General features: G+C 59.2%; 19 protein-coding genes and 1 pseudogene. 10 read left to right on the top strand and 10 right to left on the bottom strand.

Going from position 1 to position 22,375, the window contains the following annotated elements; all coding sequences use genetic code 11:
• Window positions 1-189: 189 nt before the first annotated feature.
• Window positions 190-3,108 carry a multicopper oxidase domain-containing protein gene (locus PspS34_RS13340; protein ID WP_159389894.1) on the bottom strand — a complete coding sequence of 973 codons (2,919 nt, stop codon included), beginning with the start codon at window positions 3,106-3,108 and terminating at the stop codon, window positions 190-192.
• A gap of 386 nt (window positions 3,109-3,494) precedes the next feature.
• Here PspS34_RS13340 and PspS34_RS13345 point away from each other — a divergent pair.
• The 8 genes and pseudogenes from PspS34_RS13345 to PspS34_RS13380 form a co-directional block, all read left to right on the top strand.
• Window positions 3,495-3,686, top strand: a pseudogene (locus PspS34_RS13345) (LysR substrate-binding domain-containing protein); the annotation flags it as partial.
• Window positions 3,687-3,892: 206 nt separating this feature from the next.
• Window positions 3,893-4,570 (top strand): thermostable hemolysin, encoded by a 678-nt coding sequence (locus tag PspS34_RS13350; RefSeq protein WP_159389895.1) that lies wholly within the window; start codon window positions 3,893-3,895, stop codon window positions 4,568-4,570.
• On the top strand, window positions 4,560-6,041 hold the full coding sequence (locus PspS34_RS13355) for an AMP-binding protein (protein ID WP_159389896.1): 1,482 nt from the start codon (window positions 4,560-4,562) through the stop codon (window positions 6,039-6,041). The genes PspS34_RS13350 and PspS34_RS13355 overlap by 11 nt, the downstream gene beginning before the upstream one ends.
• Window positions 6,038-6,712 carry an iron-containing redox enzyme family protein gene (locus tag PspS34_RS13360; RefSeq protein ID WP_090455124.1) on the top strand — a complete coding sequence of 225 codons (675 nt, stop codon included), beginning with the start codon at window positions 6,038-6,040 and terminating at the stop codon, window positions 6,710-6,712. The genes PspS34_RS13355 and PspS34_RS13360 overlap by 4 nt, the downstream gene beginning before the upstream one ends.
• Window positions 6,699-7,508: an SDR family oxidoreductase gene (locus tag PspS34_RS13365; protein ID WP_159389897.1), complete on the top strand. Its 810-nt coding sequence runs from the start codon at window positions 6,699-6,701 to the stop codon at window positions 7,506-7,508. The genes PspS34_RS13360 and PspS34_RS13365 overlap by 14 nt, the downstream gene beginning before the upstream one ends.
• Window positions 7,505-8,149 (top strand): tetratricopeptide repeat protein, encoded by a 645-nt coding sequence (locus PspS34_RS13370; RefSeq protein WP_154909016.1) that lies wholly within the window; start codon window positions 7,505-7,507, stop codon window positions 8,147-8,149. The genes PspS34_RS13365 and PspS34_RS13370 overlap by 4 nt, the downstream gene beginning before the upstream one ends.
• Window positions 8,150-8,160: 11 nt before the next feature.
• A complete protein-coding gene (locus tag PspS34_RS13375) occupies window positions 8,161-8,823 on the top strand; it encodes a response regulator (protein ID WP_057714885.1) in 663 nt (220 codons plus the stop codon).
• Window positions 8,820-10,187: an ATP-binding protein gene (locus PspS34_RS13380; protein ID WP_150813186.1), complete on the top strand. Its 1,368-nt coding sequence runs from the start codon at window positions 8,820-8,822 to the stop codon at window positions 10,185-10,187. Before PspS34_RS13375 ends, PspS34_RS13380 begins: the two co-directional genes overlap by 4 nt.
• A 91-nt stretch (window positions 10,188-10,278) precedes the next feature.
• On the opposite strand, the gene PspS34_RS13385 is transcribed toward PspS34_RS13380, so the two are convergent.
• The gene (locus tag PspS34_RS13385) at window positions 10,279-11,196 is read right to left on the bottom strand and encodes a LysR family transcriptional regulator (protein WP_154909017.1); all 918 of its coding nucleotides are present in this window, start codon (window positions 11,194-11,196) and stop codon (window positions 10,279-10,281) included.
• Between the two features lie 82 nt (window positions 11,197-11,278).
• On the opposite strand from PspS34_RS13385, the gene PspS34_RS13390 reads away from it, so the two are divergent.
• Entirely contained in the window at window positions 11,279-13,069 is a 1,791-nt protein-coding gene (locus PspS34_RS13390) for an acyl-CoA dehydrogenase C-terminal domain-containing protein (protein ID WP_159389898.1), read from the top strand.
• 66 nt (window positions 13,070-13,135) lie between these two features.
• On the opposite strand, the gene PspS34_RS13395 is transcribed toward PspS34_RS13390, so the two are convergent.
• From PspS34_RS13395 to PspS34_RS13405, 3 genes are all read right to left on the bottom strand, one after another.
• Window positions 13,136-14,401 carry an MFS transporter gene (locus tag PspS34_RS13395; RefSeq protein ID WP_159389899.1) on the bottom strand — a complete coding sequence of 422 codons (1,266 nt, stop codon included), beginning with the start codon at window positions 14,399-14,401 and terminating at the stop codon, window positions 13,136-13,138.
• A 51-nt stretch (window positions 14,402-14,452) separates the two neighbouring features.
• Complete coding sequence (locus PspS34_RS13400) at window positions 14,453-15,523, bottom strand: TIM barrel protein (protein WP_159389900.1); 1,071 nt, start codon at window positions 15,521-15,523, stop codon at window positions 14,453-14,455.
• 112 nt (window positions 15,524-15,635) lie between these two features.
• Window positions 15,636-17,144, bottom strand: coding sequence for a PLP-dependent aminotransferase family protein (locus tag PspS34_RS13405; protein WP_159389901.1), 1,509 nt, complete (start codon window positions 17,142-17,144; stop codon window positions 15,636-15,638).
• Window positions 17,145-17,411: 267 nt separating this feature from the next.
• On the opposite strand from PspS34_RS13405, the gene PspS34_RS13410 reads away from it, so the two are divergent.
• Window positions 17,412-19,535 carry a TonB-dependent siderophore receptor gene (locus PspS34_RS13410; RefSeq protein ID WP_159389902.1) on the top strand — a complete coding sequence of 708 codons (2,124 nt, stop codon included), beginning with the start codon at window positions 17,412-17,414 and terminating at the stop codon, window positions 19,533-19,535.
• A 114-nt stretch (window positions 19,536-19,649) separates the two neighbouring features.
• Here the strand turns inward: PspS34_RS13410 and PspS34_RS13415 are convergent, their stop codons facing one another.
• The 5 genes from PspS34_RS13415 to PspS34_RS13435 all read right to left on the bottom strand — a co-directional run bounded on the left by PspS34_RS13415 (window position 19,650) and on the right by PspS34_RS13435 (window position 22,350).
• Window positions 19,650-20,102, bottom strand: coding sequence for a thiol-disulfide oxidoreductase DCC family protein (locus PspS34_RS13415; RefSeq protein ID WP_159389903.1), 453 nt, complete (start codon window positions 20,100-20,102; stop codon window positions 19,650-19,652).
• 110 nt (window positions 20,103-20,212) lie between these two features.
• On the bottom strand, window positions 20,213-20,419 hold the full coding sequence (locus tag PspS34_RS13420; protein WP_154909022.1) for a co-regulatory protein PtrA N-terminal domain-containing protein: 207 nt from the start codon (window positions 20,417-20,419) through the stop codon (window positions 20,213-20,215).
• Between the two features lie 73 nt (window positions 20,420-20,492).
• Window positions 20,493-21,146 (bottom strand): hypothetical protein, encoded by a 654-nt coding sequence (locus PspS34_RS13425; RefSeq protein WP_154909023.1) that lies wholly within the window; start codon window positions 21,144-21,146, stop codon window positions 20,493-20,495.
• Between the two features lie 277 nt (window positions 21,147-21,423).
• Window positions 21,424-21,702 carry a DUF2790 domain-containing protein gene (locus tag PspS34_RS13430; protein ID WP_102669614.1) on the bottom strand — a complete coding sequence of 93 codons (279 nt, stop codon included), beginning with the start codon at window positions 21,700-21,702 and terminating at the stop codon, window positions 21,424-21,426.
• A gap of 312 nt (window positions 21,703-22,014) precedes the next feature.
• Window positions 22,015-22,350: a hypothetical protein gene (locus PspS34_RS13435; RefSeq protein WP_150813177.1), complete on the bottom strand. Its 336-nt coding sequence runs from the start codon at window positions 22,348-22,350 to the stop codon at window positions 22,015-22,017.
• Window positions 22,351-22,375 lie beyond the last annotated feature (25 nt).

Here is a 22,375-nt window from a genome sequence, read left to right on the forward strand (position 1 = left end):
TCTTGTGGGGCTGGTAACTGTGCAGCAAATCAACATGCAGACTGTGCCGGCCCAGTACCCGTCGGAGTCTGCCAACCATGTCCACACCGTCGACTTTCAAGCGGGCCTGACGCAGGCACACCTTAACCAGGATGTGCCCACGCTCGGTCAACTTCACCGCATTGCTCAGGTAGTTGAGCAGAGACGACGCTAGCCTTTGCCTCCGCTAACACCGCTGCCGCTACTACCGCTACCGCTACTGCTACTGCTGCCGCTGCCACTGCCACTGCCACTGCCATCTTCCTGGTTATTGTCGACCTCGACCTGTGGCCCCACACCATCTCCCGTACGGAATGTCGGTAACGCAACCGAGGCCACGAATCTCACGCCGTCCCAGCTTGGCAATGGAGTGGGCATCAATTGGAACTGGCCCGGGTGCTCAGAGTCCCAGCGCAGCAGCATCGACGTGTCCTCATGCTGTGTGTTGTGGCAGTGCTCCATGTAGGTACCGGCAAACTCACGGATGCGGATGGCCATTTCGACATTGTCGAGGCTCTCAGGATGACGACCTATATTGTAGATATCTTTGCGCGCTCCTTTTTCCCATTCGGGTGGTGTCTTGCCACCTCGAGTGAGAATGATCCCTTCCTCGAAGTGCACATGCACCGGGTGACTCCAGCCGTTGCCGCCGTTTTCGATCTTCCAGATTTCCAGCGTGCCTTCACCCTTGAACCCTGCCGGTGTCGGGCCAGTGGCCAGTTGTGGCGCGGCTGAAATCCGGCGCGGGTCCATGTTGAAACCTTCGCCGCCATCGGTCTTGATCGTCCAGGGCTTGAAATCCGTGCCGTTGGAGCGGCCAAAGATAAAGGTGCGGTGCCGCGCTTGGGCAAGCCGGGCGATATCGGCAGGGTCATCACGGTGCAAGGGCAGGGGGATCATGAACTTGCCCTCGGGCTTGCCAGGCTTGGCGGGCTCGAAGTCGACCGGATTCATGCTGACATCCTGGCCGGTGTAAGGCTGGACGTTCAGTTGCATGAACACGCCCACGCCCGGGTCACCGTTGACCCACTGTGGCCCGTGGCTGGTTTGCCTGACAACGGGCAGGTACTTCCCGGAGAGTACATCCGCCAATGGAATGTCACGTTCGGGACGCTTGCCGTTTTCATGCTCCTCGATGTTGACGAAGAAAATCCTGTCGCCTGGCTTGATGCCGTTTTTCGCGAAGTCGACGACGATGTCATAGCGTTCGGCAATGCCCTGTATCGGCAAAATGGCATTGTGGTCCTGTGTGTCGCCGTCGCCATCGAGGTCCAGGCTGCCATCGAACGGCACCGCGTGCTCCATGATATTGCCGTCGTTGGCAATCATGTGGAACGGCACCCGGTTGTATGAAACCCCGGAGCTTTTCGGGCCAGGAAACTCGCCACCATTACCATTGACCTGACGCACCAACGCCAGCTTGAAGTAGCGAGAAACCGATCCGTTGAGAATGCGCAAACGGTAGCGGCGGGCACGCACGTCCAGGAAGGGCTTGTACTCCCAGTTGGTCAGGACCTGATCACCGAGAAAACCGTCGGTATTGAAGGGGTTGAACCACAACTGGCCGGCCTTGTCCCAGGCCTTGTCGGCGATCGTCAGGTTGACGTCATAGTCGCGGTTACCCCACCCCAGCCCCGAACCGCTGGGCAGGCGCAGGTTGACCCCGTCGTCGACCGACTCGTTACCACGATCCACGGCGCTGTAGTAGTTCATCATCGTGGCGTTGCCCTTGTAGACATTCTGCGCGGTAAAATCGAGCATGTGGTCGTGGAACCAGTGGGTGCTCATGGTTTCGCGCCAGTCGCCACGGATCTTGATGGTGCCGCGGTCGCAAGTCTTGAAGCCGGGGTTGGCGTCGTTGACGAAAAGCTTTTCACCGGGGTCGCACGGGAACGCCGCACGCGGATCCTGAGCGCTGGTGTTGATGCTGTCGTAACCGGCCAACTGGATCGGCCAGCGATAGTCGTAGTACTGGCCCGGGAAGAAGAACGCGTTGGCAAAGCCATCGCTTTCCGCGGGCGAGTGGCCGTTATGCTCGTGGGTGGTGATGGTGTGCAGGCCAAAGCCCCGGTTGGCCGATGGGTCAATGGGCAAGGCATCGTAATGACGCATCAGCATCGCCTGGCCATAGCGTACTTGCAGCAGTTTGGGCGGAAAGGTGCCGTCGAATGTCCACAGCGCATTATGGTCCTGGACAGGGAAGTTGTCGTGAAATTGCACTTGTATGCCCTTGGTTGTGCCCTCGTTGGCCGGGTTGCCGCTGGTGTTGTGATAGAGCCCGCCTGGCGCAAATTCCCCCACGGCGTAGTTATGCCGTTGCATACGATCACGCAAGCCGCTGTTGACGTGCGCGCCTGCTTGCACAGTCTTGAAGGCGTTGCGCGGGAAAAACTCATTGAAACGCTGGTGCGACCAACCTTTTCCCGGTGGCCGGCCTTCTGCGGGCGAATCGACTCGGCGATTGAGGAAATCCTCGATCTGCGCCTTCCACGGGTTGCGGTCCAGTACATTGGAGAACTCTGTCGGGAAGGGCGTCAAAGCTGGCTGCCTGAGAAAGGCATCCAGCGCAGCCGGCGACGGGCCGCTACGCGCCACCTTCAAGGGATCCTGCGCCGGTGCGGGCCCCAGCGTCGGAACCGGAAACGGAACAGGTGATGGAGGGTCGGCCGCATCCAGTTTGTTCGAGCCGAACTCCTCGAAAAGCTCAAGCTTCTGTGTGAACGGTTGAACCCCGAACACCGGGCTGGCATTACCGTTAGTGGGGATATTGAAGCTGGGTTGCAGATCGGGTGGCAGCACATTGTCGACCAAGGGGGTCTGGCGGTTACCGGCCACACCATTGGGTAAGTCGAAGGCGCCGACGTTTGCGGGAGGCTGCTTGAGCAAGTCCCTCAATGCGGCATTGGGGTCGGCGGGCGGATTGGTGAACGCCGATGGGTCGGTAGGAGGCGGGGGATCGGTGTTGTCGAGGGGGACTGCCTGGGTCTGGGACAAGCCCAGCCCCAACATGATCGCGGCAGCAGAGATACTCAGCGCCAGCCTGGTTTTGGACAAAAGACTAGGATTCAACCTTCCGGTGTCCTGTTTCATCGCAAACACCTCTGACGGGTTCCTCGGAGCGTGGCAATAGATGAGCAACGAGCCACGGCTCCTGGCCCGGCTGGCGAAACGTTTGATTTCGAGCCGGGATGGGAACGATGCAAATTTCCCGCCGAAAGTGACAGGAGGTGACTAATGGCTCTACGCCACGCTCCCCTTGTCCGCGGGCTTCAAACTGGCGTATGAGCAGCCAGGATGAATACCCCGATGACGGGGAATATCCCCCAATAAAGGGTGCGATTGTGCGGGGCGTCTGGGCCAGGAGAAGTGGCTGTTTTCTGAATGTATCGATGACCGGCTGCTTTCATTCGTCCCGACTTCATCGGCGGCCGCTGTTGGCAGAAGTGACTAGTGCGTGAGGGCAGGGATACTGACCACTGGACCTGGGTATCGTTTTGCTGCCCGAGAGCATCGCTGAGCAAGACCTGATCAATGGAAAGCTGCTTAAGGTCTTGCCTCAATGGCACGCCACTTCGGTTTCAGTGTATGCGCTGACCGAGACGCGCCTGTTGCCGGCGAAAACCCAGCGCTTCATCGAGTTTTTGCGCGATCAACTGGAAGGCGCATAAGCGTCCGCGCCATGAGTAACTGTGGCCAGCCAGTCGGGGGCTCCGGTTAAACCCCTGTATTTGTTGGCCTAAGTCCGTTCCTGAAGCAGGCCATGGCATGTCATTACGGACTGTCACCCAAGGCGACAATCGTTTTTTCACCTTCAGACTTCGTTAAGAAATGCCTTTGATACTTCTCCCCAATTGATCCGGGGGAGATGTTTTCAATGTCCGATTTCAACTGGAACGTTCAGTTGCCGCTGCACTTTGGCCTGACCGAAGCGCAGCAGATGTATCTCGTCAGGGCCTTGCCGGACGCCCCGCAACGAAGCGCCTTCGAAGCCTTTATCCAGCAACGCTTTCGTAAGGCCCACGGTGCCGATATTCGCCACTTCATGCCGGAGCTGTTTGGCATGAGCGAGGCGTCCGGCGCGCTTTGCGCGGTGATTGGCGTGCGTCTGGCGCGCAGCGGACCGCTGTACCTGGAAGGTTACCTGGACGATGCGATCGATCCGCTGATCAGTGCCGCGGCCGACCAGACCGTAAGCCGCTCAGCCATCGTAGAGGTAGGCAATCTGGCTGCCAGCGACACCGGCAGCGCACGGATGAGCATCATCGCGATGACCTACCTGCTGGCCATGGGGGGGCTGGAATGGGTTGCCTTCACCGGGAACCTGGGGCTGGTCAATAGCTTTCACCGCCTTGGCTTGAAGCCCGTGACCCTGTGTGCTGCCGACCCGGCGCGTCTGGGCGAGGACCGCCACGCCTGGGGCAGTTACTACGAAAGCAAACCGTGGGTTCATTTCGGCAATGTTCGCTCCGGTTTCATTCATTTGCGCAACATTGGCCTGTTCAGTCGCCTGGGCTTGCCGACCTCTATTGAAGGGGCCTGCCATGTCGCCTGAAATGGAGCGCTTCAAACAGACCCTGCGTAATCATGCTGAGCAAAAAACCAACGCCATTGCGTTGTGGGGCGATCATCTGAAGCTGGACTACGCCACGCTGTATGCCGAGGTCATTTTTCGCCAGCAGCGCCTGCGCGATGAACGGGTCAGGGTGGTCGCCCTGACGCTGGACAATGGCGTCGAGGCTCTGCTCTGGGACCTGGCCGCGTTGTTCGAGGGTTTGACCTGTGTGGCCTTGCCGCCTTTTTTCAGTCCGGGGCAACGCAGGCATTGCCTGGAGCAAAGCCAGGCCGAGCTCGTCATTGCCGAGCCGCAACTGCAGGATGAACTGCAAGCGGCTGGATATCAGAAGTGCGGCGAGTTCTGGCGCCGCACGTTCAGTGGCTCGAACCGGATGCCTGAAGGCACCGCCAAGTTGACCTTTACCTCGGGCACCACAGGCACACCCAAGGGCGTGTGCTTGAGTGCAGACAGCATTTTGCGGGTCGCTCGTGAGCTGGACTTGGCCAGCAAACCCACCGATCCGCAACACCATCTGGCGCTGCTGCCGCTGGCCATTTTGCTGGAGAACATCGGTTGTTACGCCGCACTGTATGCCGGCGCTACCTTGAGCCTGCCCGGCCCGAAAACCCTGGGAATTGAAGGCGCCAGCGGTGTGGATGTGCCGACATTGTTGAGTTGCCTGTCCAGCCGATCACCCCAGAGTCTGGTTCTGGTACCGCAGTTGTTGCTGATGCTGGTCAACGCTGCCGAGCAAAAGGCTTTCGACCCACAGCACCTGCGTTTTGCCGCCGTGGGCGGCGCCCGGGTCAGCGAAGATCTACTGCATCGCGCCCAACGCGTGCGCATCCCCGTCCATGAAGGTTATGGGCTGTCGGAGTGCGCGTCGGTCGTGTGCCTCAATCGCCCGCAAGCACGGCGCCCCGGCAGTGTCGGACGGCCATTGCCCCATGTGGAGATTCGCCTGGCGGAGGACGGCGAAGTGCTGATCAAGGGTTCAACCTTGCTGGGCTATCTGGGAGAGGCGCCGCACACCGCCCAGTGGTGGCCCAGCGGTGATCTCGGCGAGTTCGACGCCGAGGGTTTTCTCTACCTCAAGGGACGCAAGAAACATCAGTTCGTCACCAGTTTCGGGCGCAACGTGAACCCCGAGTGGGTGGAAGCCGAATTGACCCAGCGCGGGCCTGTCGCCCAGGCCTTCGTCTATGGCGAGGCCATGCCTCACAACCATGCGCTGCTCTGGCCCCATCGCCCGGACTGCACCGACGAACAACTGGCCGCCGCCGTGGCCCAGGCCAACGAGGCTTTGCCCGAGTACGCCCAGGTCCACCACTGGAGCCGGCTCGACCAACCCTTCACTGCCACCAACGGCTTGCTCACCGCCAATGGCCGGCCCCGCCGTGACGCCATCGTCGAACGCTACCGGGGGCAATTGAGCGAATCTGCATTTTCCGAGGAATCCGCACCATGAGTTTTTTTGACACGTTGCAAAAAGCCACTGAGCAAGAACGCATTGAGTTGTTCAACCTGCCGATCATCCGTGATGCGCTGGAGGGCGACGTCAGCCTGGAAAGTTACCGGGCCTTTCTGGCTCAGGCCTATTACCACGTGCGCCATACCGTGCCGTTGATGATGGCCTGTGGTGCGCGGTTGGCATCACGTCTGGAATGGCTGCGCGAAGCGGTATGTGAATACATCGAGGACGAATACGGCCACGAACAATGGGTACTCAATGATATTGAAGCCTGCGGCGGTGACAGAGCCGCTGTACGGGATGGACGCCCGTCATTGCCGATCGAATTGATGGTCAGCTTCCTTTACGATCTGATTGCCAGGGACAATCCGGTGGGTCTGTTCGGCATGGTCAACGTACTTGAAGGCACGAGCATCGCCTTGGCCACACACGCCGCCGGCAGCATTCGCCGGCGCCTGGACTTGCCGGAAAGCGCCTTCAGCTACCTCAGTTCCCACGGCTCACTGGATATCGAACATATGCAGACCTACCGTCGACTGATGAACCGTCTGGATGACCCGGGCGACCAGGCCGCCGTCATTCACGCCTCCAAAGTGGTGTACCGGCTCTACACCGATATGTTTCGTGGCTTGCCGCGTAACGGGGAGAATCTGCATGCGCCTGTCTGAAGCTCGCGTCGTGTTGACCGGTGCCAGCGGCGGCATCGGCCTGGCCATTGCCACCGCACTGTGCGCCAGTGGTGCCCAGGTGCTGGCCGTGGCTCGGCATCGGGAACCGTTGGTGCCGCTGCTTGAGCGTTATCCCGGTAACCTGAGTTGGGTCCGTGCGGACCTGACGTTGCTCTCCGACCGCCGTCAGGTGTTGGCGCAGGCCCAGGGCACCGGTGGCATCAACCTGCTGATCAATGCCGCCGGGGTCAATCATTTCGCCATGCTCGAACAGCTGGACGACAGCGAGATCAATTCGATGCTCGCGGTGAACATCAGTGCGCCCATGTGCCTGACAAAACTTTTGTTGCCGCAGCTAAAGCAAGCCGCCAGTGCCATGGTGGTAAACGTCGGTTCGACCTATGGCTCCATCGGCTACCCCGGCTACGCCAGTTACTGCGCCACCAAGTTTGCCCTGCGCGGGTTCTCTGAGGCCCTGCGCCGGGAGCTGGCCGACACTCGGGTCAGTGTGCTTTACGTCGCCCCGCGAGCGACCCGTACCAGCATGAACAGCCCGGCGGCCCAGGCGCTGAATGATGCGCTCAAGACCAATGTCGACGATCCGCAAGCCGTGGCGGCCGCAGTGATTCACGCCATTGCCGGTGACCGTCGCGACTTGTACCTGGGCTGGCCCGAACGTTTTTTTGTACGCCTGAACAGCTTTTTGCCCCATCTGGTGGACCGTGGGTTGCGCAAACAATTGCCCCTGATCCGCCGCCTGAGCCAGAAACCCGACCAGGAGAATGTCAAACCATGAGAAAGATCATCGCTTGCCTACTGCTTGGCGCAATGAGCCAGAGCGTCTGGGCGCTGGACCCCGCCGACCAGCAGCGCCTCAACGGTATCCAGCAAAGCTGGGCGCACATTCAATACGAGTTGCCCGAGGGGCAACGGACCGCGGCTTTTGAAAAGCTGGCCGCTCAGGCTTCGAGTTTCAAGCAGGAGCGCCAAACGGTGGCTGAGGCCTGGATCTGGTCTGGCATCGTCACCAGTAGCTGGGCGGGCGCACAGGGTGGGCTGGGTGCGCTGAGCAAGGTCAAGGATGCGAAAGCCGATCTGGAAACAGCCTTGACTCTGGACCCCAAGGCCCTGCAAGGCTCAGCCTATACCAGTCTGGGGGCCCTCTATGACCGCGTACCGGGCTGGCCCATCGGTTTCGGCGATTCGGACAAGGCCGAACAGTTGCTCAAGCTGGCATTGCAAATGAACCCCAACGGCATCGACAGCCTGTACTTCTGGGGCGATCACCTCTACCGTCAGAAGCGTTATGTTGAAGCCAGGGCAGCGCTGCAAAAAGCCTTGCAGGCTGCGCCTCGTCCTGGCCGCGAGAGCGCTGACGCCGGGCGCCGCAAGGAGATCGAGACGCTGTTGGTGGATGTGAACAAGAAACTCGGCTGACAGGAGACCCTGTGCGCTTATTACTCATAGAGGATGACGTGGCGCTCGGCGAGGGTATTCATCAGGCCCTCAGCCGGGAAGGTTATACCGTCGACTGGTTGCAGGACGGCAACAGCGCCTTGCACTCGCTGCGCAGTGAAATCTTCGATCTGGCGGTGCTCGACCTTGGCCTGCCACGCATGGACGGTCTCGAAGTGCTCAGGCGCTTGCGTGACAGCGGTTCCAATCTGCCGGTGTTGATCCTGACCGCGCGCGATGCCACCGAAGACCGTATCGCGGGTCTGGATGCCGGCGCCGATGACTACCTGATCAAGCCTTTCGACCTGGCAGAATTGAAGGCGCGCATACGTGCGTTGCTTCGTCGCAGTGCCGGGCGTGGACAATCGCTGATCGAGCACGCAGGTATCAGCCTGAACCCCGGCACCCAGCAAGTCAGCTACAAAGGCGAGCCAGTGGCCCTGACACCTAAGGAGTACCAGTTGCTCCACGAACTGCTCTCGCCACCGGGTCGGGTAATGACTCGCGATCATTTGATGCAGTTGCTGTACGGCTGGAACGAGGAGGCCGAAAGCAACACCCTGGAAGTGCACATCCATCACCTGCGCAAGAAGTTCTCCACCGATCTGATCCGCACCGTCCGTGGTATCGGCTACTTGGTGGAGGAGCGTCGATGAGCTCTATCCGGCGTCGGACCCTGGTCCTGATCATCGGCCTGATGCTCGCTGGCCTGGCCGTGATCAGTGTGTTGAATCTGCACGACAGCAACCACGAAATCGCCGAAGTCTATGATGCCCATCTGGCCCAGAACGCTCGCCTGCTACAAGGCGTCATGCGTATGCCCATGGTGAGCAAGGAACACGCGGATCTGTACAAGGCTTTCAACCAGGCCCTGAACGAGGCGACGCCCGGGGGCGAGGGGCATCCGTATGAAACGAAAATTGCGTTTCAGGTCTGGAACGCCAGGAACGAAGTGCTGGTACATACGGCCAGTTCTCCGTCCTTCAGCACACCCGCGGTCACACCAGGTTTCAGCGATGTAGTCGACCTGAACAACCGGCATTGGCGTGCCTTCCTGCTTGTAGACAAGGAGAACAACCTGCGCATCTGGGTGGGCGAACGGGACGACGTGCGAATGGACTTGGTGGACCGCATCGTACGCCACACACTGTGGCCCAATATCCTGGGGAGCTTGTTGCTGGCCGCCATGATCTGGCTGGCCATCGGCTGGGGACTCAAGCCACTGGTCAATATGGCTGCAACGCTGCGGGCCCGGCATCCCGGTTCACTCGAACCCTTGCAATTGACGCCGCTACCCACTGAACTTGAGCCCATGCAGGCCGCCCTCAATCGTATGCTCGCGCAAATTCAGGACGTCATGGGGCGCGAGCGACGCTTTATCGCCGACGCCGCCCACGAAATGCGTACACCACTGGCCGTGCTCAGGATCCACGCTGAAAACCTGATGGCGGCGGGGAGTGAAGCGGATCGTCGCGCATCGCTCGAATTCTTGATTGCCGGCGTGGACCGTACCAGCCGACTGGTTAACCAATTGCTGACGATGGCTCGTATAGAACCTACAGCAGGGACTAAAGCGCCTGTGCCTATTGATCTGGCCAGCACCGTTCGCGAAAGCCTGGTTCAGTTGACGCCCTGGCTACTGAGCAAGGGGCTTGAGCTGGTTTTTGATGTCAGGGACGACATCAGTCTTGCCAGAGTCGACCCCGCTGCGATCGATATTGCCTTGAACAACCTGGTGACCAATGCGGCGAATTTCTCTCCCCGGCACGGAGTGATCACCGTCAGGCTCGTAGAAAAGGAAAATAGCTACGAACTGACTGTCGAAGATGAGGGGCCGGGCATCAATGAGCAGGATCGTGAACGGCTTTTCGAGCGTTTCTACAGCAGCGGAAATCATCAGGGTGCAGGGTTGGGGCTGACTATCGTCAAGGCCATTGCCGATCGCTTTGGCGGGCAGATCAAACTGGAGAACCGCAGCCCTGGAGGGTTACGCGCTACGTTGGAAATTCGTCGCTCTTGACGTTGTTCCTGGTGTTGTCTGGCGCAACCGAAAAATCACTTCGGCAAACCCCAGGCGTTGGCTCAGGCAAGGCGTTATGCCGGGCGTCCGTTCAAGCCGGCCGCACCGCCAGGATTTGCTCGATCAGCCATGCCAGCGCCGGCTCATGTTGGCGTTGCGCCAGATACACCAGTTCGAGGTGGAACGAGCCGACGTCGAATGGCAGTTCGAACACCTGTAGCGGTAGCAACTGCGCGAATTGATTGGCCAATTGGGTCGGCAGGACGACGCTCAAGTCTGAATGGGCGACCAGGTGCGCCGCCTGCAGGTAGTTGGGCGTGGTGTAGACGATTTTGCGCGACAGGCCTTGCTTGCCCAGCCATTGGTCGACCATGCCCCGCGACTGGCCGCCACTCACCCAGAGATGGCGCAGCCCCAGAAAGTCATCCAGTGTGAGTGTGTCGTGTGCCAGCGGATGCTGCTTGCGCACGGCCAGCCGCAGGGTTTCGCTGTGCCAGGTCCGGCGGGTGAAACGCGCTGGCACTTCTTCGAAGCGTCCCAGAACCATGTCCAGTTCACCCCGATCCAGCAGCTCGGCAGGAAGGCTGGGGGCCAGGTGAGCAACGTCGATACGCAGGTTTGGCGCCAGCTCTCCCAGGCGTGCCAGCAAGGGCGGCATGCACAGCTGTTCGACAAAGTCGGTCAGTGCGATGCGCACCTGTTGCTGGCTCAGGCGTGGGTCGAAGGTTTCCCCGGCATTGAGTGTCTGTTCGATCTGTTGCAGGGCCGCGCGAATCGGCCCTTCAAGCGCCAGCGCCCGGGAGGTGGGTTGCATGTGGCGGCCAACCCGCACCAGCAAGGGATCGTCGAACAGTGAACGCAGGCGGGCGAGGGCGTTGCTGACGGTGGGCTGACTGAGGGCCAGGCGCTCGGCCGCTCGCGACACGTTCTGTTCGCGCAGCAGCATATCGAGCACCCGGAGCAAATTCAGATCGAAGCTTTTTAAATTCAAATTACAAATACCAGGCATATAAAAATGAAATTTCAAAAATAGTAGGCGCCTGCTTAGGGTGACGGCAATCTTTTCCACTGCGCCAACCCATGAGGCCGACATGAATTATCAAGCTCCCCTGCGCGACATGCGTTTTGTGCTGCACGAACTGTTCGATGTCAGCGGCCATTGCGCGCGGTTGAACAATGGGCTGGACCGGGAAACCATCGACGGCGTCCTCGAAGAAGCCGCCCGCTTCGCCGCCGAAGTGGTCGCGCCGCTGAACCGCAACAGTGACGAGCAGGGCTGTCAGTTGATCGACGGCCACGTCACAACGCCCCAGGGATTTCGCGACGCCTACCGGCAGTACGTTGATAACGGCTGGGCGAGCATGACCGGACCGCTGGAGTTCGCCGGCCAGGGTTTCCCGCAGCTGATTTCGGCCAGCTTCCACGAAATGCTGATGGCCGCCTCGTTGTCGTTTCGCATTTATTCCGGCCTCACCGAAGGCGCGGTGCTGGCTCTGCATCACCATGGCAGCGAGGCGCTCAAACAGGCTTACCTGGAGAAAATGGTCAGCGGTGAATGGTCCGGTACCATGTGCCTCACCGAGCCCCAGGCCGGTACCGACCTTGCCCTGCTGCGAACCCGTGCCCAACCTCAAGCCGACGGCAGCTATCAGGTCAGCGGCAGCAAGATTTTCATCAGTGGTGGCGAGCAGGACCTGACCGCCAACATCGTTCATCTGGTCCTTGCCCGTTTGCCGGATGCACCGGCCGGGGTGAAGGGCATCAGCCTGTTCCTGGTTCCCAAGTTCATTGCCGCTGCCGATGGAACTCCGGGGCCGCGCAATTCGCTGAGCTGTGGCGCACTGGAACACAAGATGGGCATCAAGGGCGCGTCCACCTGCGTGATGAACTTCGACGGCGCACAAGGCTGGTTGATCGGTGAAGCGAATCAGGGGCTGGCCTGTATGTTCACCATGATGAACGATGCACGCTTCCAGGTTGCCTTGCAGGGACTGGGCATCGCCGAGGCCGCCTTCCAGGGTGGCCTCGCTTATGCCCGTGAGCGCCTGCAATCGCGGGCCATAAGCGGCCCGGTGGCGCCGGACAAGAGCGCCGACCCGATCATCGTGCACCCCGATGTTCGGCGTATGCTGCTGACGCAAAAAACCTTGAGCGAAGGTTGCCGCTTGCTCGCGGCCTACACCGCCCTGCAACTGGACCTCGAACACGGCGACCCGCAACCCGAGGCTCGCCAGAAGGCGAGTCGTCGGGCAGCGCTGCTGATTCCGATCGTCAAGGCCTTCTTTACCGACGTCGGCCAGGAAGTCGCCAGCCTGGGCGTTCAGTTGTACGGCGGCCACGGTTACATCCGCGAGTGGGGCATGGAGCAGTTGATGCGTGACAGCCGCATCACTCAGCTATACGAAGGTACCAACGGTATCCAGGCGCTGGATCTGCTGCGGCGCAAGGTGCTGGGCGACGGCGCAACGGAACTGGGCGCCTTGATCGATGAGCTGGTCGTGCATGTCGACGCGGCCGGCTCGCAAGCAGCGCTGAGGCAAATGGCCGAGGCAATGCAGCAGCGTCTCGCCGAGTGGCGTGAACTGGGTACCGAGGTGGTCGAGGCGTGTCGGCGTGATGTGCAGGAAATCGGCGCCATGTCGGTGGACTTCCTGGCGTACAGCGCTTACGTGCTGGTGGGCGGACTGTGGTTGCAGGCGGCTGTGCGTGCCCAAGCGGCACTGGATGCTGGTACCGACGAACCCGGGTTCTATCGGGCCAAGCTGCAAGCGGCGGATTTTTACTGGCGCCGGGTGCTGCCCCGTGCCAGTGGCCACCGCGAAAGCCTGCGGGGCGGAGCCCATTGCCTGATGGCCATGGACGAGGCCGATTTCGCCTTTTGATGGCAGCACAGCGCGGCGGTAACCGAAAGACTCCGGTTACCGCCGCACTGCATGCACCGTCTATGTTCAGGCTTGCGCGGCGCTGACTTTGCCAGTGATCGTGGCATTCTTGCGGACCGCTTGATACAGCAGGCTGGACACCATGAACCCGACAATGGCCAATACGCTCATCAACGAGAACACGTAGTTGTAGCCCTGCTGACCCGGGAAGTGATCAAGGATGGCGCCATAGATGACGTAGGCGAACATGCCCGGCGCATAGCCGATCAGGCAACCGATTCCGAAGGCTGAACCGGTGATGTGCTGGGGAATGCCGACTTCACCCATGGGTGCCCAGAACACGCCGCGCATGGAAAAGACAATCAGCGCGAAGGAGAGGGTGGCCGCCATGCCTGCGTAGATGAAATCCGGGCTTTTCGGGATGAGCATGATGACACCCATCAGCGGCAACAACGCCAGGAATGCCCACTTCAGATAGCGGCTGGAACTCTTGAACTGTTTGTCGGCAATGAAGCCACCGGCAGGGCCGCCCAGGATCTTGAGGAAGTACTGGTTGATGATGCCGTAGGCGCCCACCAGGGCCACGGGCAGCTCGTACATTTCCTTGAGGTAGGGAATGAAATAGGTCAGGCCGCAGTACACGATGTAGACCATGAACACGTTGAGGCTGACCAGCCAGATGCCCGGCACCTTGATGGCCTCGAACAGGTTCGACAACCCGTTCTTCGGCTTGGCGGTCGACTGGGTTTTGCCGCTCTTGAGCAGCAGCCAGGTCAGGGTACCGGCAAGAATGTCGATGACCGAGTAGAACAGGATCGCCGATTTCAGACCGTTTTCACCGGAGCCCATGGCGACGAAGACGCCCAGCGCAGAGAAGGCGACCAGGGTATCGATGACGCCACGCCCGCCTTCGAGCAGGCCGAACAGGCGACCCTGTTCCTTATCGTCGCCAAGGTTGCGGATGGCTTTGAGCAGCGAAGGCCAAAAGAGGCAGTCGGCACACACGGCCAGCAGGCAGAACACCACCAGCAGATTGCTGAAGGGCGGGAAGGTCGCCAGGTAAAGCCCGAGGCCGCCGGTACCGATCAAGCCAAGGGGGATCAGCTTGCGCGTGTCGTACCGGTCGGCAAGCATGCCGCCCACCACGAACAGCGCGGTGGCGATGATGGCGTTGGCGCTCAGCAGCACGCCGATTTCAGTGTGGGACAGCCCCATGAATTCTTGCATGGGGATGTAGAAGGCGTCTTTGAGATTCGCCAGCTTGTAGATGGTGCCGCCACCGAGGATGAGAATCAGGAATCTGAGCCACTTGGCCTTGTCATGGGATGTCATTATTGTTCTCCAGGCGTTATTGGGTAGGCAGTGCCGGTCGGCACGTCAGGTTCAGGCGTTAGCGCAATGGGCCAGGGTCAACTCGGCCAGGGTGCGGAACTCGGCCAGCAGACCTCGTACGTAGGCGACCTGGTTGTTTGCCCAACGGTGCTCATCGGCCAGCATTCGCTCCAGCGAGAAGCCTTCCGGCAGCGCTGTTTCACTCATTTCCCGGTACGCAATGAACGGGTCGGCGGCTTCGTCGAGCTGGCGGAACGCCGGGGCGACGTAGTGGTTTTCCTGCTCCAGAATGAAGGCGATCACTTGCGGGGATGATTCGCCGAGCATCAGCAATTCGAACAACATGCGTGCGTTGGGCAGGTCGTCTTCGTCACAGCCTTGCAGCACACCGTAATGCCCGAAGCCGTTTTGTTCAGGCACGATGCGCACACCCTTGAGGTGGGTCTGGCGTATGTGCGGCGCCAGGGTGCGCAGTGCCGCCAGGGGCTGCTCGCAGGCATTGATCATGTTGCCGAAGTCGAACAGCGCGTGCAGGCGAGGGTGGTTCAGCCGGTTCAGCAGTTGCGCGATTTCGGCGCTCTTGAGTTCTTCATGCTGTTCGAAGTCGAAGAACAGGTCGTGCTCGTCTGCCTGTTGCGCGAGGTAGTGCAGGTCTGACTCGATCACGTCCATGACCCGGGACAACGCCCCTTCGTAGCGTGAGTAGACACGGATGTTGCGGGTGCCCAGCGCCTTGGCAATGGCGATCACTTGATCGACATCTTTTTTCAGCGTGCTGCTGATTTCCAGATGCACATCCAGCCCCAGTGCATTGGCCTTGGCAGCGAACGCCAGAAGCTGCGCGGTTGTCATTTGACTGAGGCTGTTTTCCTCACCGTCGAGCAGGTGCAGGCTCAGGCCCTGCAGTTCGTGGCGATAGGCAAAATCCAGCAGGTCGCCAGGGGTGACACGGCCGTGGGTCAGGTTGGTCAGCAAGGGGTAGGCATGGGCAAACAGGCGCAACTGTGCCAGTCGGTCGAGCAACCGGCCGGCCAGTGCCTCGGTCAGTACGGGGGGAGTTCCGGCCTCGACAGCCTTATGGCTGAGCAAGGCGTTGAATCGTTCCTGGATCTTATTGTTCATTCGAGTCGTTCCTGGTTCAGACACCGGGTCTACCGGCGCAGCCTTTATCGCGCCAGTCAGGAACTCTCGATAGATCCATTATCAGTTAAATCATAAGACCACTTGCCTTGAGTCAGGTGGCCGGATGCAGGTAGCCGATTTTGTCCAGGGCCTGGGCCAGTGCTTCGACGCGCGCCTGGGCCTGGTCCTCGGGGGTGCTGGCAAAGCCGATCAACAGCGCCGGTGGCAAGACATGTTCGACGCAGTAGTCACTCAGGGGATAGGTATGAATGTCATGCTGGCCGAGTTCCCTGGCCAGGGCATCGTCATCGAGATGCGCGGGTAACCAGGCGATCAGGTGCATGCCGGCTTCCACTGGCGTGATCCTGAAGAAAGAGCCCAGCCGTTTCTGCAGTTGTTCGACCAGTGCCTGCTGGCGAGCCTGGTACAGGGCGCGCATTCGGCGAATATGGCCGAGAAAGTGGCCTTCGCGCATGAAGTCCGCCGTGGCGGCCTGTAGCAGCGTGGGCGGGCTGCGATCCATGACCGCCCGCAGGGTGCAGAAGGGTTCGATCAAGGCGTTCGGCAGTATCACGTAACCCAGTCGCAGCGAGGGGAAGAGCACTTTGCTGAAGGTTCCGGCGTAGATGACCCGGGCCCATTGGTCCATGGCATAGAGTGCCGGCAGGGGACGACCGTTGTAGCGAAATTCACTGTCGCAGTCGTCCTCGATGATCCAGCTTTGATTCTGGGCGGCCCAGTCGATGAGTTCCTGGCGTCGCCCATAACTCATGGTGACGCCCAAGGGATGCTGACGGGAAGGTGTGGTAAACACCAGGCGGGCGTCAGGACACAAAGCCAGGCCTTGCCGGACATCGATCCCCTGTTCGTCGATACGCAACGGCACGACCTGACCACCTTGGGCCTGGAGCGCAATCCGCGCCGCGATATGCCCCGGATCTTCCATCCAGAAACTGTCCTGCGGATTGAGCAACAGCATGCCCAGCAGGTTGAAGGCTTGCTGGGCGCCGGACACGATGACCACCTGATCGGCAGTGCAATCGATGCCACGGGCATCGAAGACGTACTCGGCAATCGCCTCGCGCAGGGCCAGCAATCCCTGCAGTTCGCCATAACCGAGCATGGCCTTGGTCGGCTTGTGCAGGTGGCGGTTCAACAGCCGCTTCCAGACCGATTGCGGGAATGCATCGTAGGCGCTGTGGCTGGGCAGGAACGAGGTCGGGCTCCCGGTCGCCCAGTCGGCATAGGAAACGCCGCGAAAATGATCGCTGCGCAATGACAGCATGGACTGGCTAAGGTCGGACAGGCGCGGAGGCTGGCGCTTGTGTTCATCGTCTTCAATACCGCGGCTTTCCCATTCATGGCCGACATAGGTCCCGGCCCCGGTCCTCGACGTCAGAAAACCTTCGGCAATCAGTTGATCGAACGCATTGAGAATGCTGATTCGCGACAACTGCAGTTCCTTGCTCAGGGTCCGGGTGGAGGGCAGGCGCACGCCTCCCTGAATCCTGCCACTGAGGATCTGTTTGCGAATCTGCAAGTAGAGTTGGCGGTACAAGGGGATGGAACTGGCACGGTCCAGCTCGATACCTGACAACAGCAAACCTGCGGAGGATTTCATTTTTGGTTCGTCTGGATGAAGTGTGGTTTGACCTGAATTGCCGTCAGGCACCCGGAGGCGAAAGGGTATCGAGGGGGGCTGGATAAGTCATCCACCACAGCGTCAGCGTCACAATAATGTGGCTGCCGAGTACGGCATTGCACTTACGCTTCTGTCGACCGCCCATGAAATTGAGACGATCGTTCTGAGTTGCATATAGGAATGATATGTATTTACTTACAAAAGATAATCGTTATTATTCGCGCGATAATTCAAACAAAGGTGTCCATGGTGGCTCGATCGCGCATTTACCCAGCCTCTCTGTCGTTGCTGGGTGTTCTGGTTGTACCTGAATTACAGGCAGAAACGGAGTCTGCTCTAACCCTACCGGCAACCGCTGTGAACAGTGAGTACAGCGAGCAGAGCTACATGTCGACCGAGAGCAGGAGCGCGCTGAAGATCGACGCCCCTCTACGAGATATCCCGCAAACCGTCAATGTGATTCCCCAGAGCGTCATCAAGGATCAGGGGGCGCGGTCGATGGAGGACGTGCTGAAGAACGTCCCTGGTATCGGCCTGTCCAATGGTGACGGTCAGCGCGATCAGGTCACCATCCGTGGTTTCAGTGCCATTGGCGACATGTATGTCGACGGCATTCGCGACGATGCGCTGTACTTCCGGGATCTGTCCAACGTCGAGCGGGTGGAAGTGATCAAGGGGCCGGCTGCGGTGCTCTATGGCCGAGGCTCTTCGGGGGGGCTGATCAACAGCATCAGCAAGACCCCCAACTTCGCACCCAAGCAGGAGGTTGGCGTCAGTGTCGACAGCGAGGGCGAAAAACGCACTCAGTTCGATGCCGGTTGGGCCGATCAGCAGCAAGGCAATAAAGCCTTTCGTGTGACAGGCGCGCTGGAGAACAGTGACACCTTCCGGGATGACGGCTACACCGACCGCAAGGCCATCGCGCCTTCGGCCTACTTCAAGCTCTCGGATGATCTGGAACTGGACCTGGGTGCTACCTATCTGTATGACAAGCGCCTGATTGACTTCGGCATCCCGGCACGAGGCGACCGCCCGGTCGATGTGGACCGCGACAAGCGCTTCGGTGCCGCCGACCCGGATGATGACTACACCCGCAGCGAAGTGTTCTCGTTCACGGCGGGTGTCGACTACCGGATCAACGACGATTTCAGCCTGAGCAATACCAGTCGTTACTACCACTACGATCTGGATCGCAACAACACACTCGCTGACTCCAGCCCGACACGTTTCGTCACTGCTCCCAATGGTGAACTGCTGGTAAAACTCAACCGCGGCAACGTGCAGCGCAAGGAGGACGGGTGGTTCAACCAGACCGAACTCAAGCAGCGCGCCGTGCTTGCCGGGATGAACCATAACCTGCTCTATGGTGTGGAGCTGGGGCGCCAGGTGAAGGACCAGTCCGTATTCAGCCAATCCAATGTGGCCAGGGTGCCGGTGTACCGCGATGCCTTGGTCGACGTGCCGTTCCAGGCCAACCGGCAAACCGCCAAGGGTACCAACACCCAGGACACCGCCGGCTTCTACGTACAGGACCTGATCGAACTGGCGCCACAGTGGAAGGCACTGCTGGGTGTGCGTTACGACGTGTTCGACCAGGAGTACGCCGATGACCTGACGCACAGCGAGCTGTCCCGCACCGATACGACCTGGAGCCCGCGAGTCGGTCTGGTCTACCAGCCTGATCAAGTGCAGTCCTATTACGTCTCGGTGAGCCGCTCCTACCAACCCTCCGCCGAGATGTTCGCCCTGAGTACGACGAACCAGGATCTTGAACCAGAGGAAACCACCAACTTCGAGATCGGCGGCAAGTGGGACCTGCTCGACAATCGCCTGGCGTTGACCGCGGCGCTGTTCCGTCTGGAACGTACCAATATGAAAACCAGCGATCCGGCGAACCCGACCAAACTGGTGCTTGCCGGTGAGCAGCGCACCGACGGTCTTGAGCTGACCGCCAGCGGGCAGTTGAGTGACAAATGGCAGGTCTATGCCGGTTACGCCTTTCTGGATGCCGAAATCACCAAGTCCAACAGCTTTACCAACGGGGTCGCCAACGAAGGGCAGGTGCCCACTCTGACGCCGCGCCACAGCGCCAACCTGTGGTTGGTGCGTTCGCTGACGCAAACCTGGCGTGTGGGTATGGGGGCCAACTATGTCGATGATCGCTATACCGCGCTGGATAACAATGTGGTCATGCCGGCTTACACAACCGTGGACGCCGCACTGCTGTACAACGAGCCGAAATGGGACATGGCCCTGCGTCTGCGCAACGTTTTCGACAAGGACTATTACGCTTCGGCGCATGGCTCAGTGGATCTGATCACACCAGGTGCCCCACGGACGCTGGAACTGAGCACCAACTATCGCTTCTGAGTACAGACCTGAAGAACAGGCGCCCGGCATTGTCGGGCGTTTGTTTGAGGGGATTGTCTCCTGAAGCGATAGCCGGTTACTCAGGGGCGTTCCGGTTAATGGGCGTGAAGCCGTTCATAGGGGCGCTTTCAAAAAGCGCTGTTCATGATCAGGATCCGGCAACAGGCATGTGTCGTATTTCCCGAAGAGCCGATAACGATTAAGCGCAATGCGGTCGTATGCCCAATCCAGAAGCGTGCGAGGAAAGATGCGCAACAGAAGCACGGGGTGCCAGCGTGCGGGCAACTGGGCAATGACTTCGAAATACGCTTGCGAACGCTCCCAGTAGTGTCGGTCGCGGATCACCGCCATGGTGTGGAACTGATCCACGGGCAAACCTGCCCATGCGAGCAGCGCCTGCCCCTCGGGTGACTGAACCGCCGCCAACCGCACGCGCCGCTGGTGGTCATGGCGAATCAAGAATCTCACCCAGCCATTGCATAGCTTGCAGACACCGTCGAACAAGACCACCGTCTCTCCTGGTTTGAGCAACGGCGCAGGTGAGGGGCGGGTTTGCGAGGCTGGCATAAGCGTGGGTCCAAGGGATCTCGGTTAAACCGGCGCCAGCAGCACCTTGGGTGCTGCTGGCGCGGCTTGAGGCTGCACATTTCTGTCAGCCGGGGGGCAGGCTACATCGATCAGCTGTTGGTGTGATTGGTAGCCTTGGCTTTGCTTTCAGCGACAGCGGCTTCAGCCTTCTGTTTCTGTGCAACCTGGAAGGCCTCCATCGAGACTTTCCGGGCCGACTCCATGCGATTGAACGTCTTGTCACCACCACCTGTGGCCATCGCCAGAGAAGAAGCGGTCAGAGCGGCGATTACGAAAAGGGCTTTCATGGATTTCATTTGGGTATCCTCAAGTGACATTTTACGAACTGCTAAAAATGGGTTTTATTGGCGAAAGCTGAACTTCCTTGTCTCACCATCCAGCCAGGGCGGCGTTTCCTGGTGACCAGGTGCCTTGCTCCCTACGCGCCTCGGTGTCTCTGCTTTTTGCCCAGGTAGTGAGCAGTACCATCGCTCCGAAACCACCGACGATGAGTACCGGATAGGCTGCCAGCAACTCCACCAGCGAATACTTCCAGGCCAGCGGACGACCAACACCCAGCATGGCGGCATAGAACCACGACACGCCAGAGAGGGCGCCGGAGAACAGCGCCAGCATGCGCAAGCTGAAGGAGAGTTTGAGTAACGAACCGGCTTTTTTCAGCGCCGGCAATACAGCGCTATGCAACAGGAAACCGTTAAAGGTCAACAGCACAACTATGCCGATTTTGGCTTGCAATTTTGGATTGAGGAAATATTCCATCCCCTTGCCGGCATAATCGATCCCGACAATACCAATGCCCGTAATCCAGAGCGCTACAAGTGCAAGCACTACGGTTTTTTGAAGGCTTTCCATGTGCGCGTCATCGTGGTGGCCTGACGCATCTCCCTTCAGGAGTTGCTTGACCATTGCAATGTCACTGGTCAAGACCAGCCCGATTGCCACACAGCAGGCGATAAGATGAAAATATACAACGCCTAAACGCACGTATTCCACGGTGGACGAAGAGAACATACTAAGTTCCATGGTGACCTCTTGGTTTCAATAGTGAATCAACTTGGCTCTATGCACGGCTTGATTGGAATTTACCGTTGCTGACTGCCATTTAGATCCAGCAATTGTTATCAATTAATCTTGCGACATTAAGCCACCAAGATAAAAGTGAGTTTCTCGAATGAACTTTTTAGTCATTCGATCATGTCCATTTTCAAGTAACAAAAAACCTCAATCGCACTGAGTGCATGGGAGGTTTAACTTCCGCTTCTGGGGGGCGGTGAGGCCCGGAATCCGATCGACGAGCGGATCAGGCAATGCTGGTGGGGCTGGCAGGGCTTGCACCCCATTCGAGGAAACGGATCTTGTGAAGCTCACCCTGGCTGTCCAGGTAGACCACAGTCACTGGTACTACGCCGGTCTTGTCGGATGTATCGGTGCGCTGCAGTACCTGTTTCACATCGATGTCCATACCGTAGTGGTAATCGACGGCTGAAACATGTGCGCCGGGTTCTTGCAGGTTGTTCTGGTCAAAGACACTGGGTGCGAGACTGGAAATCACGGCACTGACAATTGTGGCCATGCTCATAAGGCTATACCTCCACTGAAGTTCGCTTGACGGGGACCTAATGTGACACGTTGAGTAAGTGAAGTTCACCTTACCGCGACGAACGTGCCTGCCTGAAAAGCCTGTAGTGGCTGCAAACTCCCGGCAATTCCCCACGCTTGACGCCTCTCGACCATTCGTCCTTTTAACCCCGTATTTGTTGACCAAAGTCCGTTTTTGAACGATGTCATAACATGTCATGATGGATTTTCATGCAGGGTGAATCAGTGATTTGCTGCCTGATGCCAAAGGCAAAAAAGCCCGCTCAATGGCGGGCTTCGTAATCGGTTTTTCCTATAGTGCGTCGCCAAAACCCTTACGGAATTCGTCTTCAAGCTTCTGACAAGTTTCTACGATGATGCTTTTCCCGACTGCAGGGCCGGAGTAGCTGTTTACTTCCTGGCGGCATAGTTCGACGGCATCTCGGGCCTGTATCATTTCCTTGTCTTGCGACCTGTTACTGACAGAAGAGCCGAAAGCCAGGTACAAGGTGATGGCGATAATGGCTCCGATGAGGACCTTGCCGACAGGGACCATTCTCTTTACTGACGGTAGTGGCCGCCCAGGCGGGATTTGTATTTTCTGCCTGAGGTCGGATTGGCAGTGCTTGCATAGAATGGCTTCAGCCATGATGACTTCCGCGCAATATGGGCAA

Source organism: Pseudomonas sp. S34, from assembly GCF_009866745.1.
GTDB lineage: Bacteria > Pseudomonadota > Gammaproteobacteria > Pseudomonadales > Pseudomonadaceae > Aquipseudomonas > Aquipseudomonas jessenii.